Origin of the sequence: Paenibacillus sp. KS1 (assembly GCF_001680695.1) — a bacterium.
Lineage (GTDB): Bacteria > Bacillota > Bacilli > Paenibacillales > Paenibacillaceae > Paenibacillus_B > Paenibacillus_B suaedae.
The window spans coordinates 1-24,569 of record NZ_MAIS01000093.1; the positions used below are offsets into that span (position 1 = coordinate 1).

Consider the following 24,569-nt stretch of genomic DNA (forward strand, 5'->3'; position numbering starts at 1 on the left):
AGCGGGACTGATCTCACCATTCGAAGATGGCTGTATTGCTTCAGTGATCGGGGACATTGAGAACTGGTTGAACAAGGTTGACGTTACTGCCTTGTAAGCCTTCAATTGAAGTAGTAATGAAGGCCACAAGCGAAATAGTACTTATGGTCTTTGCATTCGGAGCAGATGGAGTAACAGTGGAAGAGGATTGGGAATTACAGGGTTCGTAATCGTGTGCGGTCGTGTATAATATAGCTGTGAAAGTTATTGAGCGATAACTGGATTGGGAAGGAGGGATAGCATGAAGATGAAGTGGCTAGGCATCGCGTGTGGGAGTTGTCTGCTCCTAACACTTATTTTAATAAGTGTAGCTAGCCTAACCACAGCTGGCAAATGGCTAGGCCTCTCAGCTGCAATCCTGGTTGGAATAGGCGCCTTATTATTTGGCGTGTTTGCCGATCCGAATCAGGCACGATATATCCATCATACGAGCAGTAAGGACGAGCGGCAGAAACGTGAACGATGGGGAACCTTGTTTCTAATCATGTCCACCCCATTTATTGTGCTATCTCTGATTTTATTAGCAATTAGCCAATAGCTTGGGTACGAACTTTCGGTATCAGAAATCATGGATTAACTAGTCAACAGGAGATTCAATCATGCACTTTGTATTGTTACTTGTAGCAGGGCTTTTTGCCATTTTTTTAGTGTCTAGCATCATTCGGCATGATTATCGCAATATCGTATTTCAATCTATTGTTCTCTCGGTAATGCTTCTGCTGTATATCGTATTCCGCAAGGATCAGAAGCGGAGTAATGAATTCGTGATTTGGTTGTACTTGAATCGTGAGCAGCTTCGACAAGAAGGAACCAACTATGAACAATGTCTAATTGATCACGAATCCGAATTCGTGCAATATGAGGTCTGTCTATCCTTCGGGATATTCAGCTATCGAACGAAAACAGGCTATTATGTGAAGGGTTATCATCGGACACCGCTTCTGAATATGGCATTCAGTCTGTATACCTTCGTATTTGGCTGGTGGGCGCTCCCATCTGGGCCTATCAATACGGTGCGTGCACTAGGTTTTAATCTGTTAGCCAAGCCGAAGAAGCTGGAAGAGGTACTGACCGAGATTGAGGTAGAAGTGAACGATGCGCTGCGTAAGGAAGAACAGAAGAGAATGAAAAATCAGTCTCGCATGTCGAAGGAAGAACGTGTGTTTGACAACCAACAATAACGACAACAATTCTGTGCATGTTGCTGTGGCATCTGCATGGTAGAAGGAGCGGATACGAATGATTAAAGCAGTTATTTTTGATTTTGATGGCTTGATTGTCGATACAGAAACAGCATGGTATGAGTCGTATAAACAAGTAAGTGCTGCGTACGGAGTAGACTTGAAAATAGAAGTATGGGGACAGTGTGTCGGTGCTTCCTTCGAGCATTTTGATCCTTTGGATTATATAGTAGAACATGCTAATCGTCCAATAGATCGAGACGAATTCAAGCGGGATGCGGATGCGCAGTTCGCGATTATCATGGAAGGGAAGGGCTTGAGACCTGGAGTTGAGATGTATCTAACCGAAGCGAAGCGTACTGGATTACGTATCGGACTTGCATCTAGCTCGAACCGTGTGTGGGTTGAATCCTATTTGAATAAGTTCAATATTCGCTCCTACTTTGAAGTTGTGAACACGTCGGATGATGTGGAACGCATCAAGCCTGCTCCGGATTTATATGAGAAGACGCTGCGTGAACTTGAAGTTAGCGGCACGGAAGCGGTTGCGTTCGAAGATTCGATGCACGGCATGATCGCAGCCAAAGCAGCGGGAGCTTACTGTGTGGTCGTACCGAACAATGTTACCTCGCATATGGAATTCACAGGCAGTGATGGACGATTAAGCTCGATGGCGGAGAAGGAATTGAATGCAGTACTCGCAAGCGTCGCAGTGAGCTCTCAAGCTGAATCTGTGTAATAAAAATGGTGAATTGGAGGATATAGATTTGTCATTTGTATGGGAGAACATAGTTGGAGGAATTCTGTTCCTGCTTGTTCTAGTCGCAGTGATGATCGGAGTGGTGCTTCTAATTGTTCGCTCAAAGCAGCGCACCTCTCAATTGCATGTCAGAATCGAGAAGTTGGAACGTCAGGTGAATGAACTACAAGGTCATCCCGCCAATAAACAACGATACTAACAATCGGAACTCTATAATCTGTTCTACATGAAAGTTGGGGGATAGAAATGACTGCATCGAATGAAATTACATATGGTATGTATACGATGTGTATGGTACAGGATGGAGATCAAGTACTCTTGATGAATCGTCCTGACAGTAAGGGCTTTCCGGGGTATTTGGCTCCGGGAGGCAAGGTCGAATTCCCAGAAAGTCTGACAGAGGGCGCAATTCGAGAAGTCTATGAGGAGACAGGTCTGCGAGTGAGTGAACTGATCTATAAGGGCTTGGACGAATATGTCGTTCCTTCTACGAATTATCGGTATATGGTATTCAATTATTTGGCTACCTCCTATGAGGGAGAATTGCTGAAGAATCCTCCTGAGGGGGAACTGGAATGGGTGCCAATTGAGGAAGCGTTGGAATTGCCAATGCAGTCCTGGTTCAGACGTAAGTTTTCTTTGTTTTTCAAGGAAGGGACATTTGAGATATCCGTAGTATGGAATGAAGAGGAGAAGCAAGCGATAGAAGAGAAGATTGTCTTGCTTGTATGAGGAAGAGGACAACCGATCGAGTAGGAATGTGAACCCGTATTATGTAGCCTTCGCAGAAAACGCCGGGAATGCCTGGCGTTTTTTGTGTATTTGTATCGAAATCATGTCATGCATGCCCTCTGCATGATCCGACATTCTTGTTGAAGAGGGAACGCAGCACTCATTGTATCTTAATGAGAATTATAAAGATTGCACATTAGTAATTGGTGTGGTTAAATATGGTATTAAAGATGGAGTTGCAGGTTATTATCGCATTTTTTAGGAGGATCGATATCGTGTCCTTGCTTACAATTCTTGCGGAACTGGGGCTGCGCATACTTCTTAGAACAACATCGCCTCTAAGCTGTTCAGAAGAAGAAATGAGGGAATACAAGCGGGCATATCAGGAAGCGCTTGATGGGGATGGCATCGTACGGATTGCTCCTTCTTATTCAAAAGAACGGTTTGTACGTTACATCGCTGCTGCGGAGAACGTTCTGCTACACGGGTCGAATCATCCAGAAATCGATGAGCTGCTTACGAAGCAGCAAACGTTGTACAACGGGATCATGACCGAGGCGGTTTTTGCGACTAGTGATGGAATTTGGGCCATGTTCTATGCCGTGCTCGACCGCGCGAAGCTGAAGATCAATTTTCGCAATGGATGTGTAATTAGCTTACGGAATAAGAGATTTTATTTTTTCTCTTTAACAAGAGAAACGTTTGAAGACACCAACCACCCGTGGAGGAGTGGGACGATTTATTTGCTGTCCAAGGATACGTTCAACGGCCCCGAACAGAAAGCTGCCGCGTTCGATGAATGGACCAGTTGCACTTCAGTAAAGCCGCTCGCTCGCATTCATGTCGAGCCGTCAGACTTTATATTCTTAGATCATGTAGCCGCGCATAAGAGCACAGAATCTGCCGCATGGACCTGGTTGTTATACAAATGGAGATCGCGCGCTCGTAAGCGAATGCAATCGACGCCCCAAGTATAAATATAGCGTTTGGAGGAGAAAGAAAATGAACAAGAAAGAATTATTGCTCGATCAATTTCTCGTCTGCACCTTAGAAAAAGGCTGGTTCGCTCCGTTATTCGCATCGTTGGAAGGCTTGTCCGCAACACAGGCGCTATGGAAGCCGAATGATCAGGTTCACTCGATATGGGAGATTGCCGAACATTTGCTTTTTTGGCAAGAACGCTACTTGCTTCGCTTTCAGCAAAAACTAGTCCCTGATCTGACAATGGAAAATGAAGAAACCTTTAGATTGGGTAAGTCTGATAGAACCGAGGAGGATTGGTCAGAGCTGCTGCAACGTATCGCTTCTGTTCTTGATCAGTGGAAGCAGGAATTGACTTCGTCCAGCGAGAGCAAGATGGAAGAGCCTGTACGTCATGGTTCCGATGAACCTTGGGAATCGACGCTCATCAATATGAATGCTCATATTGCCTATCACGCCGGACAGATTGTTTATTTGCGCAAGCTGCAAGGAGTATGGGACTCACAATTAGGGGCTTAATCATACATCATGGTTTGAGATAAAAGGAGGCTTAAGATGCAGCAAGAAATCGTTGATTATTACACAAGATTTGATGAGTGGGGAAGATTAGAGCGGGAGAGCTTAGAATTTCGCATCAATTGGCATTACATGAAACGGTATCTTCCATCAAAAGGGGAGGTTCTGGATAATGGTGCCGGACCTGGGCGGTACGCGATGGAATTGGCTCGCTCTGGTTATCAGGTCACCTTAACTGATCTAACACCTGCCTCTGTTGATTTTGCAGAGAATAAGGCTGCTGAGCTTAATCTCGCTGCACAATTTCGCGGATTCTATGCCGCAGACGCTAGGAATTTACATATGCTACCGAATGAACAGTATGATGCAGCTCTCATGTTAGGGCCATTGTATCATTTGCAGGAGGAAGAGGAGCGGGCAGCCGCCGCAGAAGAATTATACCGTGTAACGAAACCGGGTGGTATCGTCTTTGTTGCATTCAGACCACGCCTTGTACACACCCTTCTCTCTCTTAAATTTCCACAGAATTGGAAGCCGCTCGACAATGTAGAGGCTTTACAAGATTTTTTACATACCGGAATATTCAATCATGCAGATAAAGGCAGATTTACGGGCGCATATTTTTACAAGGTGGAAGAGATTATGCCATTCATGCGTGAACATGGATTTGAAGGAATCCAGTTGATCAGCTCCTCTGGGCTAGGAGGAAATTTGACACCGGAGCAGTGGCAATATTGGTCGAGCCGTGGCGAACAAGAGCTCGAGGGACTCTATCAGTTGCTATATGATACTGCTGCCGATCCTTCGCTGCTAGGAACAGGAACCCATTTGTTATACATCGGCAAGAAAGTCCGATAGCGAACATTCTACAATTTGCTCGACAATTCGATGACTCAGTATCGAGGCGAACGCCGCGATGCTGGGTCTTTTTTGGTATATAGACATGACGAAATGACCACATTCTTCTGGGGCTGTAACAATTTGCAACAAATTTTGCATTAATACAAAACTATTGTAAGAGGGAAACAAATATGATAGATTACAAGATGTCCCAAAAAAGAGGAAGTTGAACCGACATGCTAGATTGAGAGATAACGAGGAGGAACTGATTTTGCAGGTGAAATCATGGTTGAAAAGTTGGATTGCATCATTACTCGTATGTATTCTAGTCCTTACATCGCCGGCGTTTACGTATGCCGCAGTTGGTACATCAGTTGATTCATCCGCGTCTACTGTACTGTCTAATGCAGCGATGGCGTACGATGAGAAAGTTATGGATTCGAAGCCATCGGACGGTGGTCACCAAGTTATCGATCCCAAGCTGTTGCAAGCTTTTCAGTCTGACGGGGTTGAGACGTACATCATCAAGTTAAAGGAACAGCCGGATATGAAAGCCATCTCACAGCATGCGCTGCAATGGTCTCAGCAGAAGGGAGAATCATCAGCGAAGCAGACACGCACGGTGCGCAACTTCATTGTGAACTCGCTAATGAGCACAGCAGACCAGTCGCAATCAGGCATTATTCAGCAGCTCCGTCAAATGGAGTCCGCTGGGGATGTGCGTGAATTCCATCCGTATTACATTGTGAATGCGATTGCGGTAACCAGTACGAAGGCGGCCATGGAGAAGCTCGCAGCCCGTGATGAAATCGAGAAGATTCTGCCTAACCATACATATACGCTTCAATCTGAAATCGTGTCGAAGTCGAAGCTAACGGGAGCACAATCTGCTGCTGGCAATCAAGAAGTTCCGTGGAACTTGCGCAATATTAACGCAGCTCAGGCGTGGGAGCTTGGCTTCGATGGAACAGGCGTTGTGGTTGCCAACATGGACTCCGGTGTAGATGGAACCCATCCGGCACTGCAGCATAAATGGAGAGGTCTGAATCAAAATGGTGACATTGTGGACCCAGAGCTAAGCTGGTTCGACGCTACAATCGAGAGGAAGAAGCTGCCTACGGATGGAAGCGGTCATGGTACGCACGTTATGGGCACAATGGTAGGATCTGAGAAGGATGGCAGCAACAAGATTGGGGTAGCCCCCAATGCGAAGTGGATAGCGGCTCGTGTGTTCGATTCGAATGGACAAACGACAGATGCAGATCTCATTAAGGCGGGGGAGTGGATTCTTGCACCTACGGACAAGCACGGAGTGAAGCATCCCGAACTTGCGCCCGATGTCGTGAATAATTCATGGGGGAACGTACCTGCTGGCAAGAATGAGTTCTTCCAAGATATCGTGAAGGCATGGATCGCAGCCGATATCTTCCCGGCATTCTCAGCAGGAAATACGCAGCCTCCAGAGAACAATGGCGGACCAGGCTCCATTGCAGCACCGGGCAATTATCCTGAATCATTCGCCACAGGTGCGGTTGACATGAACAATAAGCTGGCAGATTTCTCGCTGCAAGGGCCGACGCCATATGGACAAATGAAGCCGGAAGTATCTGCTCCAGGTGTACATATTCGTTCAGCAGTACCAGGCGGACAATATGCGCTCATGAACGGAACCTCGATGGCAAGTCCGCATACAGCAGGCGTGGCTGCACTGATTAAGCAGGCAAATCGCAGCTTAAAGGTAAAGGATATAGCGGAAATAGTAACGACCACTACGGACGCATTAACCGACGATGAATTCCCGCAATCGCCGAATAATGGCTATGGCTCAGGCCTTATTAATGCCCTCAATGCCGTGTCAACCCAGAACAAAGGGCTGGGCAAGGCTGTTGGTCAGGTGACGATCGATGGGTTGAATCTGGGAACTCCGACGATTGAACATGAGCCTATTGCATTGACGTTCAATATATTGGACAAGGACATATTTGCACGTGTGAAGGACGATGTCAGTGTGACGGATGTGAACCTATATGTCCGTGAGAAGGGCACTACCGGCTGGAGTAAGCACGCGCTGCTTCGAACTTCCGGAAGTCATATGAATGGTTTATATGAGGGAGCTATCCCTGTTCAAGAGCTGTCGTTGAATGGTATTGAATATTATATAGAAGCAGTAAATTTCGCAGGCAGCTCGTCCAAGACAGACATCTATCCCATAACGGTATCGAAGGGCGTCAAGGTTGGCTATACGCAAGATTTCGAAACCTCGATTGAAGGATTTGGATTTGGAGATGCCTCAGGAGTATGGCAATGGGGCGTTCCAACAAGCGGCCCGAAAAAAGCATTCTCCGGCACTAAAGTAATGGCAACCGTTCTGGATGGCAATTATCCGAATGGAACAAACAGTTATGTTGAAATGCCAGTGATTGACTTGACGGATACGAAACACGCTGTTTTATCCTTTGCTCATTGGTATAAGCTCGGCGATTGGTGGAGTGCTTCCTTCGATCGGGCAGAAGTGTTTATCGGCAGTAAGAAATCAAACTTCACGTTCGAACGGGTAAAAACTTTTACGATGCGCAACACCACGTGGACAACCGAATATATTGACTTGTCTCCCTATGCAGGCGATCAAATCTACGTAGTATTCAATTTACGAGGAGACTTTGGCAGTGACGAGGGCTGGTACATCGATGATATTAAAATCCAAGCCCCTGATTCGACAATTCCGCTTCCTCCTAAAATAAAGACTAGGAGCAACGCACCAGGCAAAGTCATTCTTGATTTTGACAAGGCGCCTTCGGGGACATTGAAGGAATATGTCATTTATCGTACGAAGGATCTTAGTGGGACTTGGGATGAGATTGGCACAAGCACTGGCTATAACTTTGCCGATCTGCCTACCCCTCAGAAGGGGACGTATTATTACAAAGTAAAGGCGCGAACCGTTAGTCATACGATGAGTTCAGACTCGGATATTGTATCTTGGACATTTACGGGTGGCAGTGAAATCTTCAGTGATGATTTCGAAGGCGTTAATAAAGGCTGGACTGTTGAGGGGAAAGGAAACGAATGGGAGCATGGGGTTCCGCATCCGACTCGTGGGCCGCAGAAAGCAGTCTCTGGCCAGAAGGTATGGGGAACGAACTTGAATGGCCCTTATGGCGGCGATGTGAATGAGAGCCTTGTATCGCCTGAAATCGATTTGACTCAGGTGAAGCATGCGACGTTGTATTTCCAACAATGGTACGATATTGATGATGGAGATAAGGCAACAGTCGAGATAAGCAAGGATCAGGGAGCTACATGGAAGCCGCTCGCTGAGTATCCGAAGCAGGGTTATGATACGAATCATCCACGCAGGTTCTGGTATTTGGAAGAGCTTGGACTTGATACATACATGGGAGAGAAGATCAAATTGCGCTTCCGATTCGAGAGCAAGCGGCCGTCGTTCCAACTCGGCTGGTACATTGATGATGTGGAAGTTCGGGAAACTCCTCCGGTGATGACAAGACCGAAGACATCTTCCACTCATACGGCTGCCGGACAAGCAGGGAAAGCAAATGATGATACGCAGGGAGCAAGGAATGCACTCTTTACCTTAGAAATGTTGAAATCAGCGAAGCGTGATCATGCCGCGAAGCTGGATGAGCAAATGCAGACCGTGATGCAGCAGTCAAATACGGGCCGGATGCCGATAATGGCGGACATCAGCGTCGTGCAATCGCAGCGGGCAACACGCTCTGATGCAGGAACCGGAGGCTATACACTGAAGCATCCGCCTGGTGCATATACGCTGCAAGTGGAGGCTTATGGTTATAAGACGGAGCAGCGACCGATTGTCATCGAGCAAAATCAAGATACGGTGATGAATGTTCATTTACAGCCATTGGCGAAAGGCAAGGTTACCGGTAAGATCACGGATCGTGCAACAGGGTTGCCGGTGAAGCATGCGACAATCAGATTATTAAATGATGTTCGTGTTGAACCAGTTGAAACAAATGAAGAGGGACAATTTGAACTCGAAGCCTACGAAGGCGACTATCAACTATCGGTATCCGCATTGAATTACTTATCGGTTCAAGACAACATTAAGATCACAGGTAACGATACAACTCACGTATCATATACGCTTCATAGCTTCCAAGGATCAACTGATGAAATCTATTACGATGATGGCGTTGCTGATAATGCCAAGGCATTCTTTGTATCTGGAAATGGGTTTGCAGTTCGTATGACAACGGACGGCCCCGCACAAGTAACAGGTGCAAGATTCTTCTTCTGGGATCAAGGCTGGCCGAATCCTGGCGGGGAGAAATTCAAGTATGCCATCTATGATGCCAGCGGCCCTGATGGCCTTCCAGGTAAGATGGTGGCCGGTCCGTATGAAGGCAAGGCAGTGCTGGATGGTTCGTGGACAGATGTAACGATACCGAATCCGATTATTGTCAACGGTGATTTCTATGTAGCCTACATTCAGGACGGTGTCATGCCTAATGTACCAGGATTGTCGATGACGAAGCCTGGCAATTTTTCAGGGCGTTCATGGAAGTTGGATCGCGGTTCGTGGAGGAAGATAGGAAACAGCGATGGCAATTATATGATACGGGCTAAGGTTACAAAGATTGTGGAAGAACCGGTGATAACAGAACCAGTGTCAGACAGCACAGTTACGGATGCTCATATTGTTGTGAAAGGAATATATCCAACCGATGGAACGACGATTCACTTATATCGTCAAGACGTTCGTGTCGGAACTGGAACGGTGCAGCAAGGACAATTTGCGATATCAGCTGATTTGGAGCGTGGAGCGAATAAGTTGTATGCAGTCGCAGAAACGAATGGACAAGCGACAAGCAAATCGGCCACGATTACGATCAACTATCAGGCACCAGCACAAAATGGGGATATTACATCGATCGCTGTACATCCTCGAGATGTGTCCCTGAAGGCGGGGGAACAGTCGACGCTGACTGTAACAGCGGCCGTATACGAGAATGGCAACCTCCTACCGATGCCAATATCAGAAGGATTGATATTTACTTCGTCAGACAGTCGAATTGCAGAGGTAGATCAAGCTGGTCGTGTTACAGGCGTGAGTGAAGGGGTGTCGGTCGTTCAGGTAACCTACCAACAGTGGAGTGATCAAGCAACGATAACCGTGCATCGCGGGGACGATGGAAGGGAGCCTGAACTCCAAGGCATTACAGTGTACCCTGATAAGCTTGCAATACATGTGGGAGATTCAGCACCACTGTCTGTTGCAGCGATCGTATATGAAGATGGAGAAGTTAAATTATCGCCAATTACAGAGCCGTTGCAGTTCCATTCCTCAGATGAGCAAGTTGCCAAGGTAGATGATAAGGGACGGGTAACGGGTTGGAACGAAGGCATGGCAACAATTACAGTTGGATATAAAGATAAACAAGCAGAAGCAACCGTTACGGTGCGTAAGAAAAATGTTAATCCATATGAGCCTCCTATTTCTTCAGGCGGGGGATCATCCAGTTCGCCCGTAACAATTCCTGAGAAGGATAAGCGGATACCGGTTATTGCTAATAACCGAACGATTGGGTATCTGGTAGAGCAGCCAGCTTCTGCGACAGGTTCTAAATCTGCTAAGGTATCCCTCTTGGAACAATGGCTGAGTGAGCAGCTTACGCGTAAAGCTAGTACAGCAGTTGAGATGGATCTTACTAATGTACGTTTCGAGGATTATACTCAAGTATCGATCACTTTCCATGCAGCGATGATGAAGCAGCTTCTGGCTTCTGGGAAGGAACTGCATATTCGTTCAGCAGCATATGAATTGAAGATACCAACGGCCTCCTTGGCGGATTATGCTGCGGAAGATCAGTTTAAGCTGCTTGTATCCGTCAAGAAGGGTTCGGAGCGTCAGGCAGGAACAGGGGAAGGTGCTAGTGGCGACCAGGGAAATCTCGTATCCAGCCTTGTTGCCATTTATAACGAGAGCGACAAATTGACTCACCCAGTTATCCTCTTGCTTCGAGGGGACGCTTCGAAAGTGAGGGATTTGCGCAAGACAGCTATGTATCGGATAAACGCACAGGGGACATGGAGTGTTGCAGGAATGGCAACTCATAATGCGGAAGGACTTGCTTTGACTGTTGAACAGACGGGAACGTATGCGTTGTATGAGAACGCTCCAAGCTTTGCGGATTTGGCAAATCACTGGGGCAAAGATGCAATTGAAGTACTGGCAGCACAGCAAATTGTAAATGGAACGGGTAAGGGACTCTACACGCCGAATGCAATTATCTCTCGGTCACATTTCCTCATGATGCTCGATCGGTTGCCACATCATGCAGGCACAGAAGCTTCCATGAAGAAGAATGAAAGATTCGTGAATGAGGTTATGGACGGTGTTGGTAAGTCGGCAGCTAAGGCAGATAAAGAACCGTTTACACGTGCTGAAATGGTAGCTTTGCTTGCTCAGAAGACTGCGAAAGTAATGCCAACCATCGCGAAGTCCCATTTTACAGATACGGATCATCTAGATCAGGCGAATCAAGCTGCTATTGCTTTTACAGTAGAGCAGGGCTGGATTCAAGGGATCGGAAACGGACGCTTTGGAAGCGATCAGACTCCGACTCGTGCGCAAGCAGCAATGCTCATCTATCGATATTTGAAGTCTATGAACCAATTATAGGTGCACGGCAATACGAAGTGATGTCTAATTACAAGTAAGAATTCGAGCAAATCCGTCCGCAACAATTGGGCGGATTTTGCTCTGTTTATCGAATAAAAAGAGTTAGAATTAATTGTAAATGTGTACATGATCATTCGTTACTGTGATATATTGTACATTGACATCGAGATCAGGCTCATGTGACAATAGAAAACAACTTGAAGAATGAAAACTTCAACGAAGAGAACGAGTAAGCTATGAATGCCGATCTACAGAGAGTTGGTGAAGTGCTGCAAGCCAACGTTCGGCGCATAACTGAACATCATCTCTGAGAAGCGTGGCCGAACGAGAGTAAGTAAGCTGCGCCGGAATATCCACCGTTATTCGGATATCGCAGCGAGTGTGGCTGCGAAGAGAGCTGCATGGAGCAGGAGAGATAGATGCATTGGCAATTGCGAATGTCTATCATCATGCTGCATGAATATGGGTGGTAACGCGGATAGAATCCGTCCCTTTCGAGGGACGGTTTTTTTGTTGTATGGGGATGCTGCTGTAGAAATGTATTAGATGTCTAGGGGGAACAGAAAGATGAAGTCATTGCCGAGAAGCCACGTGTTTTTCGTGGGACTTATGCTATTTTCGCTATTTTTCGGAGCGGGGAATCTAATATTCCCGCCAATCTTAGGACAACAGGCGGGAGACAGCTTCATATATGCCATATCAGGGTTTATCCTGACTGGTGTTGGGCTGCCATTGTTAACGGTAATTGCGATTGCAATATCCGGACGAGATATGCAGCACTTAGCAAGTAGAGTACATCCTAAGTTTGGGATCTTGTTTGCGGTTATTGTCTACTTGTCCATTGGGCCATCCATGGGAATACCGCGGGTTGCTAACGTTGCATTTGAAATGGGGGTACGCTCTTTTGTACCTGAATCACTGCAATCAAGCAGTTGGGTTCTGTTCGTGTACACACTCGTCTTTTTCTGTGTTGTTTATTGGTTATGTCTAAATCCATCCAAGCTCGTAGTGCGGGTTGGCAATATCCTAACACCATTGCTGCTGATTTCGATTACGATATTATTCATTGCTGCCATGATGGGGCCGCTCGGCGAAGCACAGCCTGCTATCAAGGAATATGCGGTTTCACCAGGATTCAAAGGGTTTATGGAAGGCTACCTAACAATGGATACGATAGCAGCATTGGCCTTCGGCATTATTGTTATTAATGCCATTCGTGATCAAGGAGTCCAAGACAAGAGAATGATTACAAGAGCGGCTATACAAGCAGCAATCATCGCAGGTGTCGGACTGTCCTTGGTTTATGCAGCACTCGGGTTTTTGGGAGTTACAAGTGTGACTGGACTCGGTTATGCGGCAAATGGAGGACAGCTGCTAACGCAAATCGTACAGCAGTTGTTCGGGGAAGCTGGATTAATATTGCTGGCTGCCATTGTCACGCTTGCTTGTCTTACGACCTGCATCGGATTGGTGTCCGCATGCAGTCAGTATTTCTCAACACTACTTGGCCGATTTACTTACAACCAAATTGCATTTATCATTTGCGTGCTGGGGTTATTGGTGGCGAATCTAGGCTTGAATAAGATCATTTCGATTTCAATCCCAATTTTGCTTATCATTTATCCCGTATCCATTGTATTGATCATTTTATCACTGTCACATCGCTTGTTTGGCGGTCGTCAATCGGTATATGTCGGTGCACTGGTCGGTACGTTCATCATCAGTATATTCGACGGATTGAAGCAAGCTGAAATTCAGTTCGACACGATTCTGTCGTGGTTGAAGATGCTCCCGCTGTACAATCAGGGAATTGGCTGGTTGGTTCCGGCCATTGTCGGAGGGATTATCGGTTATTTGCTTGGTCTTATATGGCCGGAAAGCAAACGGATGTTTTACAATGTAACAAGAAGATTCAAGACCTATTTCAAAAAGAAGTAAAATGAATGAGAAGCTAAGCGGCTGGCATTACGTGGGAGTAGCTTCTTTACAGCAACATCCTCATATGAAATAATTGGTGAAAACATAGATGAATGATATCTAGGAGTTGATACGTTGAACATTCAAGAAGTGATGGATATATTGCCGCATCGTTACCCGTTTCTCATGATTGATCGCGTCACTCAGATTGAACCGGGTACGTCCGCGATTGGATATAAACTCATTTCTCACAATGAATGGTTTATGTCGGGTGCGTCAACTTTCATGCCGGATTCGCTTATTATTGAAGCACTTGCCCAGCTAGGAGCTTTTACAGCTGTCCAGAGTCAGCAGGGTAGTCTTGGCTTCTTATCTTCATTGAAAGGTGTGGAATCAATGGGGAGAGCATATGCAGGGGACAAGCTAGAGCTCAGCTATGAAGTACTGCGGAGCAAAAAGGGATTCACAATTGGCAAAGGCGAGGCTTCAGTGGACGGACGTGTCATTCTAAGAGCAGATGAGATCATGATTTATACCGCTTGATGAGATGAAGGATTATTATCTAAATCGCAATCAATAAAGAAGAGTCGTCCGGGGAATTACATGGACGACTCTTCTTGTTATTTGGAAGGGGGGGAATATCTTATATCTTGTATCTTATTTAACAGCCCATAATGCTGGAACGTTAGTAGGCTCCCAGCCAGCTAATGACGTGTGCGGCTGGAGGCACTCGTATACCGTGCCATTGTAAGTAACTTTGTCGCCCACTGCATAGGATTTATTTGCTACCCAAGCAGCTACTGCAGGTGCATCAGCAGTTGTAGCGGATACTGCATTGCTGTCTGCAGAGACATTCCCAGCAGCGTCAAATGCACGGACAGTGAATGTGTACGCTGTCTTCGGGCTGAGGCCAGTAACCACATAGTCTGTTGTTGTGCCGGATACAGTTGCAACTAATGTCGCTCCACGATAAACGCGGTAGCCAGCAACGCCAACATTATCAGTGGAAGGGCTCCACATCAGCGATACCGAAGTAGATGTCGGTGTACCCATTACATGCAAGCCAGTTGGTGCAGTTGGAGCGTCATTATCAACAGGTACTGTAGGTGTGGTAACGCTTACTACATTGCTAGCAGCTGATTGATTGCCAGCAGCATCTACCGCTTTCACACTAAATGTATATGCAGTATTGGATGTGAGACCGCTTACAGTATACGTAAGTGTGGATCCCGATACGTTGCCAACAAGGGAGTTGCCATTGTACACGTTGTAACCGGTTACACCAACGTTATCACTAGAAGCATCCCATTTCAAGGACACGCTTGTTGCTGTTGTTGCAGTCACTGCCAGGTTAGCAGGTGCAGTAGGAGCTTGGTTGTCGCCAGGGTTCGTTCCGCTAAAGTTCACGTCGAGTACATTGTAGAATGCGTTTGGAGTATCTGCAATTTCCCACACTGCAAGGATAACATGATAGCCAGTGCGAGCCGGTACATTACAAGTATCCGAATACGTCGATGGAGGACGTACGCCACCATAATTAACGGAGCAGAATGGTGTTAGATCGAAGGAGTCGCGTGTCAGCTTTGCATTAGGATTCCAATTTTCTTTTGTAATATAGTATTTCCAGCTTGATGTTGCATGAGCTGCAGTTAGTTTCCAATTGAACGTGTTTTGTCCAGCATTGATGTTGACTTTAGTCCAGCGAGTTGCGGATTGCTCATCCAGTTCAGGGAAGGCTCCGTTAGCGCTTGCAATTTTGCCGTCAGCAGGTCCAGCATTAGGAAACCCCTTCGGTGCTTCCAAGCTTTGTGGTTCGTACTGAATCGCTCCGCAGTTTGTATTCTGACCGGATTTACACAATGCAGCTCTGCTGGCAGGGCCTTCGATATAACCATGTCCAAACGCTTTATCAGCAAAGAGCACCATACAGATAACCGTTACGAGCATTGCACCAAAACCGACAAGCAACTTCGTTGTTATTGGGTTGGAAAGACGCAGTTGATTCACACTATCAACCTCCTAAGAATAATGGGATGTCATGAAACAATTCAAATGAAATGTTAAACCCTTTAAACTTAAAGTCGGCCTCCTTTCCATATGAAGTTGTCAAAATAAAAGAGTGGAGCTCCTAGATGACGCTATGGATACAGCTTCTAGCAACTCTATTATATAAACTCGGAAGAGTTCATATACAAAGCAACATACTTAGTCACAAAATGAAGGAATCGTGGATATTGTCCAGCAAACGGGTGGATTTCATGAACAGGTATTCGTGGTCGAAATATAGAAGAAAATGCTGTTGAAATGTTATTGTTGTTGTTTGTTTCTATCATACTTGAAAGTGTGACCAATGTGTGAACGAAATATTTTAATTAGATTGCGCATGCCATTATAAAAATTAATTAAACCGCATTAACTTTCAGGTTGTACTTTGGAACGGGATAAGGTCATTATGGTTCATAAACAAGGAAGAAGGATGCAGCTATCCTTCGTAATCGAAGTGGCGTACATCCTTTTATCATGTAGTGTTTGTTTGTTGTATTTAACTTGAAAAGTCGCCATTATCGTGATTGATTTGCCATTGAATACCGAATTTATCCGTCAAGTTACCGTAGGCTTTGCTCCAAAACGTTTCTTGGAGCTCCATGCCAACTTGTCCACCTTCCTTGAGCTTGTTGAAGATGGATGTCAATTTATCGACATCTGTGTCAACAATAGAAAGAGTGATATTAGTGCCTGCTTGGTATGGCATGCCCGGAAATACATCAGAAAACATCACGATCGTTCCTTGAATGTTCAGTCTTGCGTGCATGACCAAATGTTTGGCCTCCTCGGGAAGAGGATGGGATGGATCTGGCGGTGTGTCCCCAAATGTCATAATATGAGGCTTGTCTAGCCCGAACACTTCGGCGTAGTACTCGACTACCTCACGGCAGTTGCCGTTGAAGTTGAGATATGGATGGATGGACATGGTTGGCTTCACTCCTTAGCAGTTGTTGGTTCTGAAGTCTAACGGTTCTTTTGCATACTAGCATTATTGTCGTTTCACGATTCATTATACATGGAAGTGAAATTCAATAATATTAAATTTTATCTATATTTTTTACTGTCTATAGAGTTATAGAGTAGGCATGGTAATGCAGGAGATTGTTTGCAAGAGAGAAAGAGAAAGAGAAAGAGAAAGAATGTGGATGATCCCGGAGGATTTGAGTCTCGGCTGAGTGCGAACAATCGAATGTTGACTAGTATAGGGTTGGATCGGATCGCGCTAAGATGAAGTACTGGAAGGGTTCTCCGAGGGATGGAATGGGAAAGATATATGAAGCGGGTATCTAACACGGGAATAAGAAAGGATGGATTCCACAATGACAGAACCGATTGCAATCCCTGATCTTTCATTAAGACCTTATCAGCTCACAGTGGAACGAGAGATGGAGACTCCTCCAGCCGTTCTATACAAAGCATGGACACGATGGTTCGATCGCTGGTTCGCGGAACCGGGAACCGTAATGATGATGGGGGAGGTGAATACGGTTTTTTATTTTGAAACGGTATACCGCCCTGACACGAAGCACGAGGCGCAGCGGCATCCGCATTACGGTAGATTTCTCCGCCTCGAACAGGATAGGCTAGTTGAACTGACATGGGTGACGGGGAGTAGGGGGACAAAGGGAGCTGAGACTGTCGTTACCGTAACACTACTTCCCTCTGCTGTCGGAACGAAGCTCCGCCTAACGCATGCTGGATTTCCAGATGAGGCATCCAAGAATCAGCATGAGCAAGCATGGCCAATGGTGCTGGAACAGCTTGATAACCGGATGAAGATTGCTGAATGAGCATTTGCTGTATCAATTGTAAAGGAAGTATGACACGTTTTTTTCGTGTCATACTTGTATGCCTGCAACGGCATACATTCCGTTACGCATAATTTGCGTGAGCTGCTTGGCCATATAATCTACGGAGAACGGCAACTCCTGATCCAGCCATGCTTTGATGACCATCATATAAGCCCCTGCAGAGTAATTGATGAGAAACGCGTCATGAACCTTTAATTTAGAGGGATCAGATTGGAGCAGGGTAAGATCTTTACTCATATTCTCCTTAATCATCTCGATCGTAGTCCACATAAACCCCGGAACGTGCTCTAGCATGACTTTATAAAAATCGCGGTTTCGATCAATATGCTGGAACAACCTAATGAACTTTGGCGTTGGATCATAAGTGGAATGTTCCTGTTTACCTTTGAACTGGTCTGCGGTTGCTGCATGCAATTCGACATCCTCCATCGCTTGCTTCATCATTTCTTGAATGCTTTGCTGCAGAAGGTCTTGCTTATCCTGGAAATGATAATAAAAAGTAGAGCGATTCATGTCGGCCCTCGCAATAATGTCCTGTATGGTTAAAGCTTCCAAGCCCTTCTCGGCGATTAGTGTGATGAATGCTTCCTTTATGATGCGTCGTGTTCGTTTTATTCTTCGATCTTCTGTTTTCTGTGAATTGGACATATTCGTCTCCTCTGTAGAAAATATTGAAAAGTATCAGACAAGTAATCTGAATCCGTACGTTTTCCGACAAAATCTATCATATTGATGGTGGTAGATTATCGTTTCATTCTTATAATAATCCTTAAGATTCATTTTATCCAACACTATGTCGGAAAATTTTCGTAGGGAGGAGATGTACAGATGTCAACGATTTTCTTCAAAGGCGGAACCTTGATTAATGGAAAAGGCGGATATATAGAGGACGCAGGCGTATTGATTCAACAGGATGTTATCGTTCAAGCAGGAAAAGCCTCAGAAATTACGGTAGCAGCCGAGGCACGTGTGGAGGAGCTTGACGGTAAGATTATTATGCCGGGGCTGATTGATGCTCATCTGCATTTAGTTGGTGCAAGAACACCTAATATGGTTGCGGCCTCGATTATCCCATCAGAAATCCTGATGGGGCGGGCGCTGAATGATACGAAGAAAATGATCAACGCTGGCATTACGAGTGTTAGGGATGTCGGAAGCCATATTGCGGTGCATGTGCGCAACCTTATCAAAGAGGGTGAATTCAACGGGCCACGAATTAAGACCTCCTATCAAATGCTGAGCCAAACCGGAGGGCATGGCGATTTGCATATGCTGCCTGCCCAATTTAACAAATATGGACATATATGTGACGGCATAGCAGAATGCAGCAAGGCAGCGCGGACGATGTTCCGCCAGGGGGCGGACTTTATCAAGGTTTGTGCATCAGGAGGGGTATTGTCTGAAAAGGATGACCCCCGTTCGCCGCAATTTACGATTGACGAGCTGAAAGCGATCGTGTATGAGGCAGAAGCGGCAGGTTCATACGTCGCAGCACATGCCCAGAGCACGGTAGGCATTAAGAATGCCCTCATAGCAGGCGTCAAAACAATTGAGCATGGGGTGCTTATTGATGACGAAGGAATCGAGCTCATGCTTAAAGCGGATGCCATACTTGTTCCAACGATGACGATTACGCATTTAATCGTTACTCACGGATCGCGCATGGGATTGCCTGAAGCAACGCTGCAAAAGGCCATATTGTTGAATAATGCGCATAATCAAAATATGCAAAAGGCATATCGGGCCGGGGTCAAGATTGCAATGGGCACAGATCTGATGGGCGTAACTCCGATTGAACATGGACAGCATGCTATGGAATTGAGCCTGCTTGTGAGTGAGATTGGACTGAGCCCAATGGAAGCCATCATCGCCGCGACCAGAACGGCCGCGGAGGCATGCGCGATGCAGGATTCCATTGGTACGATTGAGGCAGGCAAGCAGGCGGATCTGTTGATTGTCTCCCATAATCCACTTCACAATATTAAGGTGCTTGAGGATTGCGTGAATATTGAGCAAGTTTATGTGGGGGGCAAGCGATTAAAGTAAGGAACAACGGAAATAAGCAATCATAATTTCTCGTCCTTTATTGTTGAGGCTGACAATTCGGGGCGAGTTTTTATTGCATTTGGGGCATGAAAAAGAAAAAATGAATTGAACTTCTATGGAATTTATTGTTATACTTCAATTAATTAAATGAACATTTAATTAATTGAAGCGAGGGATATGAATGGGCAAAATCGCAGTTATCGGTGCAGGGATCAGCGGATTAGGTGCAGCATATCATTTGCAAAAAAAAGGGCACTGTGTAACGGTATTCGAACAATCCAACTCAGTTGGCGGAAGAATGCACACAAGTCGCAAGGGCGGATATGTTTGGGATAACGGTGCTCAATTTATGGTTGACTCTTACCGGTATATGAAGGAATTGATGAAAGAGCTTGGTATGAGTGAAGATGTGACTTATGTCAATCCAATTCAAGCGATGGCGATTGGCAATCAGCAGATTTATCGATTTCAATCGGCGAATCCCTTTAGTTTTTTTCGCCATCCGAAGTTGAATGCCCGTGCGAAGATAGCTGCCGTGAAGGTGTTGTACAACGCATATAAATATCGGAATGAAATAGACTTTCACGATTCATCTCGCCTATGCTTGCTGGATGATGGCCGTGATCTGTCGTGGTGGAGAAGCGAGGCAACGGATGCTCTTGTCGACTGGGTGCTTAGTGTCCCAACTTCCACTTTGTTTTTCTGGAACGAACAAGAGACATCTTGGCATGCCCCCCTATTATCCTTGCACGATGCGCGCAGCACTTGGTCAATATATACGCCAAATGGGGGAATGGGGAGAGTTCCTGAAGCGTTGAGCCGGCTTGTTTCGGTTCAACTTGGTGCGTCAGTCACCGCAGTTGAATCTACCGATATTTCAAGCATCCGAGTTTCAATAGAAGGGAAAGAGGCTCACACTTGCGAATATTTCGATAGAGCCATCATCTCCGTCCCTGCACCTGCTGCATTGCGAATGATCGCGAATCCAGAGCTGGAACTGGGAAAGGAACGCACGGATTTTCTAGTAAATACGCGGTATACGACAAATGTAACGACGATTATCGGATACGAGAAAGCGCCAGAACAGCAAGCTTATGGATTTGCTGTGCCGTCTGTGCTGAACTCGGATCTAGCTGCGATCGGGTGGGATCACTTGAAGGGGCCAGACAGGGCTCCATCTGGTCAAGGTATTGCGGTTGCGATGCCGACTCATTCCTATAGTCAAGCGAATTGGTCGAAGGCGGATCAAGAAATCGAAAATGAGGTGAAGAGAATGGTAGGACAATTTTATCCGATACAGGATATTCGTCTTATGTTCACGCATCTCCATCGATGGAGGCATGCGATGCCGATTCAATATCCAGGTTGGGCTCGATCGCGTGACAAAGCGCTGAAGGCCATGCGGCCAGAGAATCCAAAGCTGTTTGTCTGCGGCGATTATTGGGCGGGCCCGACGACAGAACATGCTTTGTATTCTGGATACCAGGCAGCAGAGGGAGTATTGGACAGCTTTTAGAAAGGAGCAAGCAGATGGCGCGTAGAGCCGGAATTACGATATCAAGAGATGATCTATTAGATGCTGCTTTATTAAAGTTTGCGCAATTGGGATTTGAAGGAACGAAGGTAGGCGGCATTGCGGAACAAGCAGGAATTACGCCGGGAGCTTTATACTTTCATTTTAAAAGCAAGGAGGATTTATTTCTTTCATTAGTTGAACGAGAATTTGCCAAAACAGTCATAAGTCCTCCTGCAGCTAACCTGTCGCTTAGAGAAATGTTAGTTTACGCCGGAAGGCAGCTCGTTGACATGTTTAGGAGCAATCCTCCTTTTACAAAAATCATTTTCATTGAAGGGATCAAAAACCCGCAGATTGCTGCTCCATTCTATCGTCAATTGCTGCGTCAGACTGGTATATTGGAAGCGGAACTAAGGAGACACTTCCGCATTGCCGAAAATGATGGATCCGCTATTCTACACTATGCCTCCCGTTTTTTTCTAGGTGCGGTGGGATGGGCAGAGATGGCGCTGGATCTATTCGGAGGAAGACAGCAGGAACAAGTGGAAGACAGCCAAATGATTGAGTTGTACGTGGATATTTTCCTGAAAGGCTTGGAAGGGATTGTTCCGCCGAGCAGCCCATAATTTGAAGACAGCAATTCAGAGCATGTTTGGATCGGCATGTATTCTTTTGGCCCACGGCGAGAGATTGCTTCAAGATGCTGGATATATACACAAGCCGTGAGCCATCTACGAATAAATAAAACCAATACGGAATAGATCCAGGCAATCTTAATTGCCCGCAAACTGATGCTGAATTCCATTTCATCCATCGGACGAAAAAAGTTCTTCATCCTTGTAAACCTCCTCATGTCAAAAGTATTTTACATCGATAGTGTATATGTTAAACGTAAACATGTAAGGAGTTTTTTACATCTAGTGGTGACTCGGAGCTGTATTTGCATCTCCAGGCCGCTTTCTTATGAATGTAAAAGCGCTATAAGATTGACATGATCTGGATTGCATACTAGTATGAAGAAAGACTACTATATTTGTTTAACTTCATTAATACTTCCCTGCATATCTACGACTATCAAACTCAACAAGACATACTCTCCATTTGTTTGCTTTTCTTATCGAACAACACTTATGATGCGAAGCAAAAGTTAACTATCAACTATCTGACGCGTGGGAGGAAACAACATGGAAAAAGTAACAATTCCGGATTTCTTAGAAAGCAATCAGCAGCAATGGGACGAGGAATACAAGTCGAACGCATGGGATTATTTGTCGGATATTACGGAATATGCTCGATATTCGGTGGTGTATGGGTACATTCGGAAATTTATTGGAACAGAAGGGATTCTGGATATGGGCTGCGGGACAGGCATCTTATTCGATATGCTTCTCGACAGCGAGAAACAAGGGTATACAGGGATTGATCTGTCACAAGAAGCCATTAAAGTCGCATCGGCCAAATCCTCATTGAATCAGTTCCACTGTGGTGACATTAATCATTATGTGCCTGCAAAGAAATATGATGTGATCGTATTTAATGAATCGCTGCATTATGTGCCCAATACGCCACAAAAGCTGCTAGACTACTCGAATTATCTAACCCCACATGGTGTCATTGTCTCATCTCTGTATTCACATAAAAACAAAGAAGATCTCGCCTATACGATGATCGAGAATAAAATAGTGGAAATGGAGCAATGCAAGGATTTTGAGGTGATGGACAAGGTCAGTGTGTTCAATCATCATGCAGAGTTGAAATGGTATGTCCATCTGTTAAAGCGGAAACATACAGATTCATAAACAAGGAACTAAGGAAAATCGTATACAGATATAAATAATGAAGGAACCGTTTTGCGTCCATAATCTGGGCTGCCGCAAACGGTTCTTTTTTATTGGGTGATGAAAGAGTGATTTTGTCGTTATTTCACCTTATTTGTCGGCACCATTTGTCGATGAGGGAACTGTGGATCACCTTTACATAGCACAGCAATTTACGTCTTGACAACAGGCTTGTATAAGGATAAAAATGTTAGTATTAGTTAATGCTGTTACTCGATCGGAAGTAGATAATAGAAGGAGGGTTTTTGGTTAATTATATATTGCTTGTACAATTTCATAGCAACCATTTAAGGAAAAGGGGTAGAACATGGATACGCTTCAACAGAAACTATTTTCCAAGTTCCTTCTAGTCTGGTTCGGCCAGCTCATATCGAATATTGGCAGCGGTCTGACTGCCTTTACGCTCGGTATCCTAGTATTGCAGCAAACACAAAGCCCGACCAGCTATGCCATGGTCATATTTTGCTCGTTTATGCCATCTCTGTTGCTTAAGCCGGTCGGGGGTGTTCTCGCCGATCGCTTCGACCGCAGGTTGATGATGATCTTAGGTGATGCAGGCTCTGCTTTTGGTCTCATATTCATTTTGGCCTTCGTGCTGATGGGCAGCTTGGAGGTATGGCACATATACGTAGGGGCATCCATTAGTTCGATATTCGGTGCCTTGCATAATCCCGCCTACAAAGCTTCTGTTACCGACTTCGTCAGTGAAGAAAAATACACCCAAGCAAGCGGCTTGATGCAGCTTGCCTCCACTTCTCAGTTTCTAGTCTCCCCAGTTCTAGCTGGTATCTTGATTACGATTATGGACATCAAATTCATATTAGTCATTGATATTTTGTCATTTATCATCGCGGCGCTATTGGTTGTATGGGTTAGAAGCAATCGGGTAGTTGCTGAGCAAGCTAAGCTCCAGAATCATCATGTTGAAGAGCAGGTCAAGCTAAGTTTTTGGCATGAGCTGAAAGAAGGAATGCGGACAATCAACGCCAATAAAGGGATTGTCGTACTCATTACACTTACTTCTGTATTGTGCTTCTATATTGGATTTTTGCAGACATTGCTTGCTCCGATGATGTTGAACTTTACAGATCCGAAGACGTACGGAATCTCTCTATCCGTGTGTGCGTCGGGCTTGCTAGTCAGCAGTTTACTGATTAGTATTTTTGGAGGAATTAAGAAGCATGTCGCTACAATGACGGTATGTCTTGTCTTTGTTGGGCTCTTCTATTCGCTTATCGGCGTTTCGACGAATGTATATGTGATTGTCGTATCAGGATTTCTCTTTTTCTTTGCTCTAGCATTTGTGCAGACGAGCTTGGAAGTATTGATTCGGCAAAATATTGACAATACCGTGCAAGGGCGGGTATGGTCCCTCATATCGGTGGCTACGCAGCTCGGATATCCGATTGCCTATGTTCTTTCTGGTGTATTGGCCGAGCATGTATTCAATCCGCTATTGGTGGAGGGCGGTTTGCTCGCTACATCAGTTGGCAGCATTATTGGCATTGGGCCGGGTCGTGGCATTGGCTTTATGTTTATTGTGTTTGGAATTCTCATCGCATTCTTATCGTTTGTTACAGGTCGAACCAAAGTGATTAAAGAATTGGAAAGCAATGCAGTGGACGAGAAATAAAAAAGAGATGAATAACATTAATACAATATAATGACAACCAAATATAAGC

The 24,569-nt window shown here is 45.4% G+C and carries 20 protein-coding genes, 1 pseudogene and 1 other annotated feature; of the genes and pseudogenes, 18 read left to right on the plus strand and 3 right to left on the minus strand.

Annotated features, from left to right (window positions below; all coding sequences use genetic code 11):
* The first annotated feature begins 280 nt into the window (after positions 1 to 280).
* The 11 genes from BBG47_RS23275 to BBG47_RS23325 all read left to right on the plus strand — a co-directional run bounded on the left by BBG47_RS23275 (position 281) and on the right by BBG47_RS23325 (position 14,173).
* A complete protein-coding gene (locus BBG47_RS23275) occupies positions 281 to 577 on the plus strand; it encodes a DUF5316 family protein (RefSeq protein WP_065293707.1) in 297 nt (98 codons plus the stop codon).
* A gap of 61 nt (positions 578 to 638) precedes the next feature.
* Entirely contained in the window at positions 639 to 1,220 is a 582-nt protein-coding gene (locus tag BBG47_RS23280) for a hypothetical protein (RefSeq protein ID WP_254659898.1), read from the plus strand.
* Between the two features lie 58 nt (positions 1,221 to 1,278).
* A complete protein-coding gene (locus BBG47_RS23285) occupies positions 1,279 to 1,959 on the plus strand; it encodes an HAD family hydrolase (protein ID WP_065293708.1) in 681 nt (226 codons plus the stop codon).
* A gap of 28 nt (positions 1,960 to 1,987) precedes the next feature.
* Entirely contained in the window at positions 1,988 to 2,179 is a 192-nt protein-coding gene (locus BBG47_RS23290) for a hypothetical protein (RefSeq protein WP_021260417.1), read from the plus strand.
* A gap of 47 nt (positions 2,180 to 2,226) precedes the next feature.
* Complete coding sequence (locus BBG47_RS23295; protein ID WP_065293709.1) at positions 2,227 to 2,712, plus strand: 8-oxo-dGTP diphosphatase; 486 nt, start codon at positions 2,227 to 2,229, stop codon at positions 2,710 to 2,712.
* Between the two features lie 275 nt (positions 2,713 to 2,987).
* Positions 2,988 to 3,689: a hypothetical protein gene (locus BBG47_RS23300; RefSeq protein ID WP_065293710.1), complete on the plus strand. Its 702-nt coding sequence runs from the start codon at positions 2,988 to 2,990 to the stop codon at positions 3,687 to 3,689.
* Between the two features lie 25 nt (positions 3,690 to 3,714).
* Entirely contained in the window at positions 3,715 to 4,212 is a 498-nt protein-coding gene (locus BBG47_RS23305; protein WP_065293711.1) for a DinB family protein, read from the plus strand.
* Positions 4,213 to 4,248: 36 nt separating this feature from the next.
* Positions 4,249 to 5,067 (plus strand): class I SAM-dependent methyltransferase, encoded by an 819-nt coding sequence (locus BBG47_RS23310; protein ID WP_065293712.1) that lies wholly within the window; start codon positions 4,249 to 4,251, stop codon positions 5,065 to 5,067.
* Between the two features lie 259 nt (positions 5,068 to 5,326).
* A complete protein-coding gene (locus BBG47_RS23315; protein WP_254659899.1) occupies positions 5,327 to 11,713 on the plus strand; it encodes a S8 family serine peptidase in 6,387 nt (2,128 codons plus the stop codon).
* Positions 11,714 to 11,920: 207 nt separating this feature from the next.
* Positions 11,921 to 12,209: a binding site (T-box leader), on the plus strand.
* 71 nt (positions 12,210 to 12,280) lie between these two features.
* Positions 12,281 to 13,651, plus strand: a complete 1,371-nt coding sequence (gene brnQ, locus BBG47_RS23320) for a branched-chain amino acid transport system II carrier protein (protein ID WP_065293714.1) — start codon at positions 12,281 to 12,283, stop codon at positions 13,649 to 13,651.
* A 114-nt stretch (positions 13,652 to 13,765) separates the two neighbouring features.
* Positions 13,766 to 14,173 carry a 3-hydroxyacyl-ACP dehydratase FabZ family protein gene (locus BBG47_RS23325; protein ID WP_065293715.1) on the plus strand — a complete coding sequence of 136 codons (408 nt, stop codon included), beginning with the start codon at positions 13,766 to 13,768 and terminating at the stop codon, positions 14,171 to 14,173.
* Between the two features lie 114 nt (positions 14,174 to 14,287).
* On the opposite strand, the gene BBG47_RS23330 is transcribed toward BBG47_RS23325, so the two are convergent.
* Together BBG47_RS23330 and BBG47_RS23335 are read right to left on the minus strand one after the other, a co-directional pair.
* Positions 14,288 to 15,637: a lytic polysaccharide monooxygenase gene (locus BBG47_RS23330; RefSeq protein WP_065293716.1), complete on the minus strand. Its 1,350-nt coding sequence runs from the start codon at positions 15,635 to 15,637 to the stop codon at positions 14,288 to 14,290.
* Positions 15,638 to 16,172: 535 nt separating this feature from the next.
* Positions 16,173 to 16,601 (minus strand): VOC family protein, encoded by a 429-nt coding sequence (locus tag BBG47_RS23335; RefSeq protein ID WP_065293717.1) that lies wholly within the window; start codon positions 16,599 to 16,601, stop codon positions 16,173 to 16,175.
* A gap of 394 nt (positions 16,602 to 16,995) precedes the next feature.
* Here BBG47_RS23335 and BBG47_RS23340 point away from each other — a divergent pair, with 394 nt between their 5' ends.
* Entirely contained in the window at positions 16,996 to 17,466 is a 471-nt protein-coding gene (locus tag BBG47_RS23340; protein ID WP_175400622.1) for an SRPBCC family protein, read from the plus strand.
* 48 nt (positions 17,467 to 17,514) lie between these two features.
* On the opposite strand, the gene BBG47_RS23345 is transcribed toward BBG47_RS23340, so the two are convergent.
* Positions 17,515 to 18,135, minus strand: coding sequence for a TetR/AcrR family transcriptional regulator (locus BBG47_RS23345; protein ID WP_065293719.1), 621 nt, complete (start codon positions 18,133 to 18,135; stop codon positions 17,515 to 17,517).
* Positions 18,136 to 18,315: 180 nt separating this feature from the next.
* Between BBG47_RS23345 and BBG47_RS23350 the strand changes: the two genes are divergently transcribed.
* The 6 genes and pseudogenes from BBG47_RS23350 to BBG47_RS23370 all read left to right on the plus strand — a co-directional run bounded on the left by BBG47_RS23350 (position 18,316) and on the right by BBG47_RS23370 (position 24,520).
* Positions 18,316 to 19,533 (plus strand): metal-dependent hydrolase family protein, encoded by a 1,218-nt coding sequence (locus BBG47_RS23350; RefSeq protein WP_065293720.1) that lies wholly within the window; start codon positions 18,316 to 18,318, stop codon positions 19,531 to 19,533.
* A 181-nt stretch (positions 19,534 to 19,714) separates the two neighbouring features.
* Positions 19,715 to 21,049, plus strand: coding sequence for a protoporphyrinogen/coproporphyrinogen oxidase (locus BBG47_RS23355; RefSeq protein ID WP_065293721.1), 1,335 nt, complete (start codon positions 19,715 to 19,717; stop codon positions 21,047 to 21,049).
* A 14-nt stretch (positions 21,050 to 21,063) separates the two neighbouring features.
* Positions 21,064 to 21,675, plus strand: coding sequence for a TetR/AcrR family transcriptional regulator (locus tag BBG47_RS23360; protein ID WP_065293722.1), 612 nt, complete (start codon positions 21,064 to 21,066; stop codon positions 21,673 to 21,675).
* Positions 21,676 to 21,695: 20 nt separating this feature from the next.
* Positions 21,696 to 21,794, plus strand: a pseudogene (locus BBG47_RS31445) (DUF7002 family protein); the annotation flags it as partial.
* 439 nt (positions 21,795 to 22,233) lie between these two features.
* Positions 22,234 to 22,848 carry a class I SAM-dependent methyltransferase gene (locus tag BBG47_RS23365; RefSeq protein ID WP_065293723.1) on the plus strand — a complete coding sequence of 205 codons (615 nt, stop codon included), beginning with the start codon at positions 22,234 to 22,236 and terminating at the stop codon, positions 22,846 to 22,848.
* 346 nt (positions 22,849 to 23,194) lie between these two features.
* Complete coding sequence (locus BBG47_RS23370; protein WP_065293724.1) at positions 23,195 to 24,520, plus strand: MFS transporter; 1,326 nt, start codon at positions 23,195 to 23,197, stop codon at positions 24,518 to 24,520.
* The last annotated feature ends 49 nt before the right edge of the window (positions 24,521 to 24,569 follow it).

What these genes read in the sequence shown, in the direction of transcription:
- BBG47_RS23350 (WP_065293720.1), top strand. Translation starts at nt 18,316, where the DNA reads ATGTCAACGATTTTCTTCAAAGGCGGAACCTTGATTAATGGAAAAGGC.
- BBG47_RS23275 (WP_065293707.1), top strand. Translation starts at nt 281, where the DNA reads ATGAAGATGAAGTGGCTAGGCATCGCGTGTGGGAGTTGTCTGCTCCTA.
- BBG47_RS23365 (WP_065293723.1), top strand. Translation starts at nt 22,234, where the DNA reads ATGGAAAAAGTAACAATTCCGGATTTCTTAGAAAGCAATCAGCAGCAA.
- BBG47_RS23285 (WP_065293708.1), top strand. Translation starts at nt 1,279, where the DNA reads ATGATTAAAGCAGTTATTTTTGATTTTGATGGCTTGATTGTCGATACA.
- BBG47_RS23355 (WP_065293721.1), top strand. Translation starts at nt 19,715, where the DNA reads ATGGGCAAAATCGCAGTTATCGGTGCAGGGATCAGCGGATTAGGTGCA.
- BBG47_RS23280 (WP_254659898.1), top strand. Translation starts at nt 639, where the DNA reads ATGCACTTTGTATTGTTACTTGTAGCAGGGCTTTTTGCCATTTTTTTA.
- BBG47_RS23335 (WP_065293717.1), bottom strand. Translation starts at nt 16,601, where the DNA reads ATGTCCATCCATCCATATCTCAACTTCAACGGCAACTGCCGTGAGGTA.
- BBG47_RS23360 (WP_065293722.1), top strand. Translation starts at nt 21,064, where the DNA reads ATGGCGCGTAGAGCCGGAATTACGATATCAAGAGATGATCTATTAGAT.
- BBG47_RS23310 (WP_065293712.1), top strand. Translation starts at nt 4,249, where the DNA reads ATGCAGCAAGAAATCGTTGATTATTACACAAGATTTGATGAGTGGGGA.
- BBG47_RS23305 (WP_065293711.1), top strand. Translation starts at nt 3,715, where the DNA reads ATGAACAAGAAAGAATTATTGCTCGATCAATTTCTCGTCTGCACCTTA.
- BBG47_RS23370 (WP_065293724.1), top strand. Translation starts at nt 23,195, where the DNA reads ATGGATACGCTTCAACAGAAACTATTTTCCAAGTTCCTTCTAGTCTGG.
- BBG47_RS23340 (WP_175400622.1), top strand. Translation starts at nt 16,996, where the DNA reads ATGACAGAACCGATTGCAATCCCTGATCTTTCATTAAGACCTTATCAG.
- brnQ (WP_065293714.1), top strand. Translation starts at nt 12,281, where the DNA reads ATGAAGTCATTGCCGAGAAGCCACGTGTTTTTCGTGGGACTTATGCTA.
- BBG47_RS23345 (WP_065293719.1), bottom strand. Translation starts at nt 18,135, where the DNA reads ATGTCCAATTCACAGAAAACAGAAGATCGAAGAATAAAACGAACACGA.
- BBG47_RS23295 (WP_065293709.1), top strand. Translation starts at nt 2,227, where the DNA reads ATGACTGCATCGAATGAAATTACATATGGTATGTATACGATGTGTATG.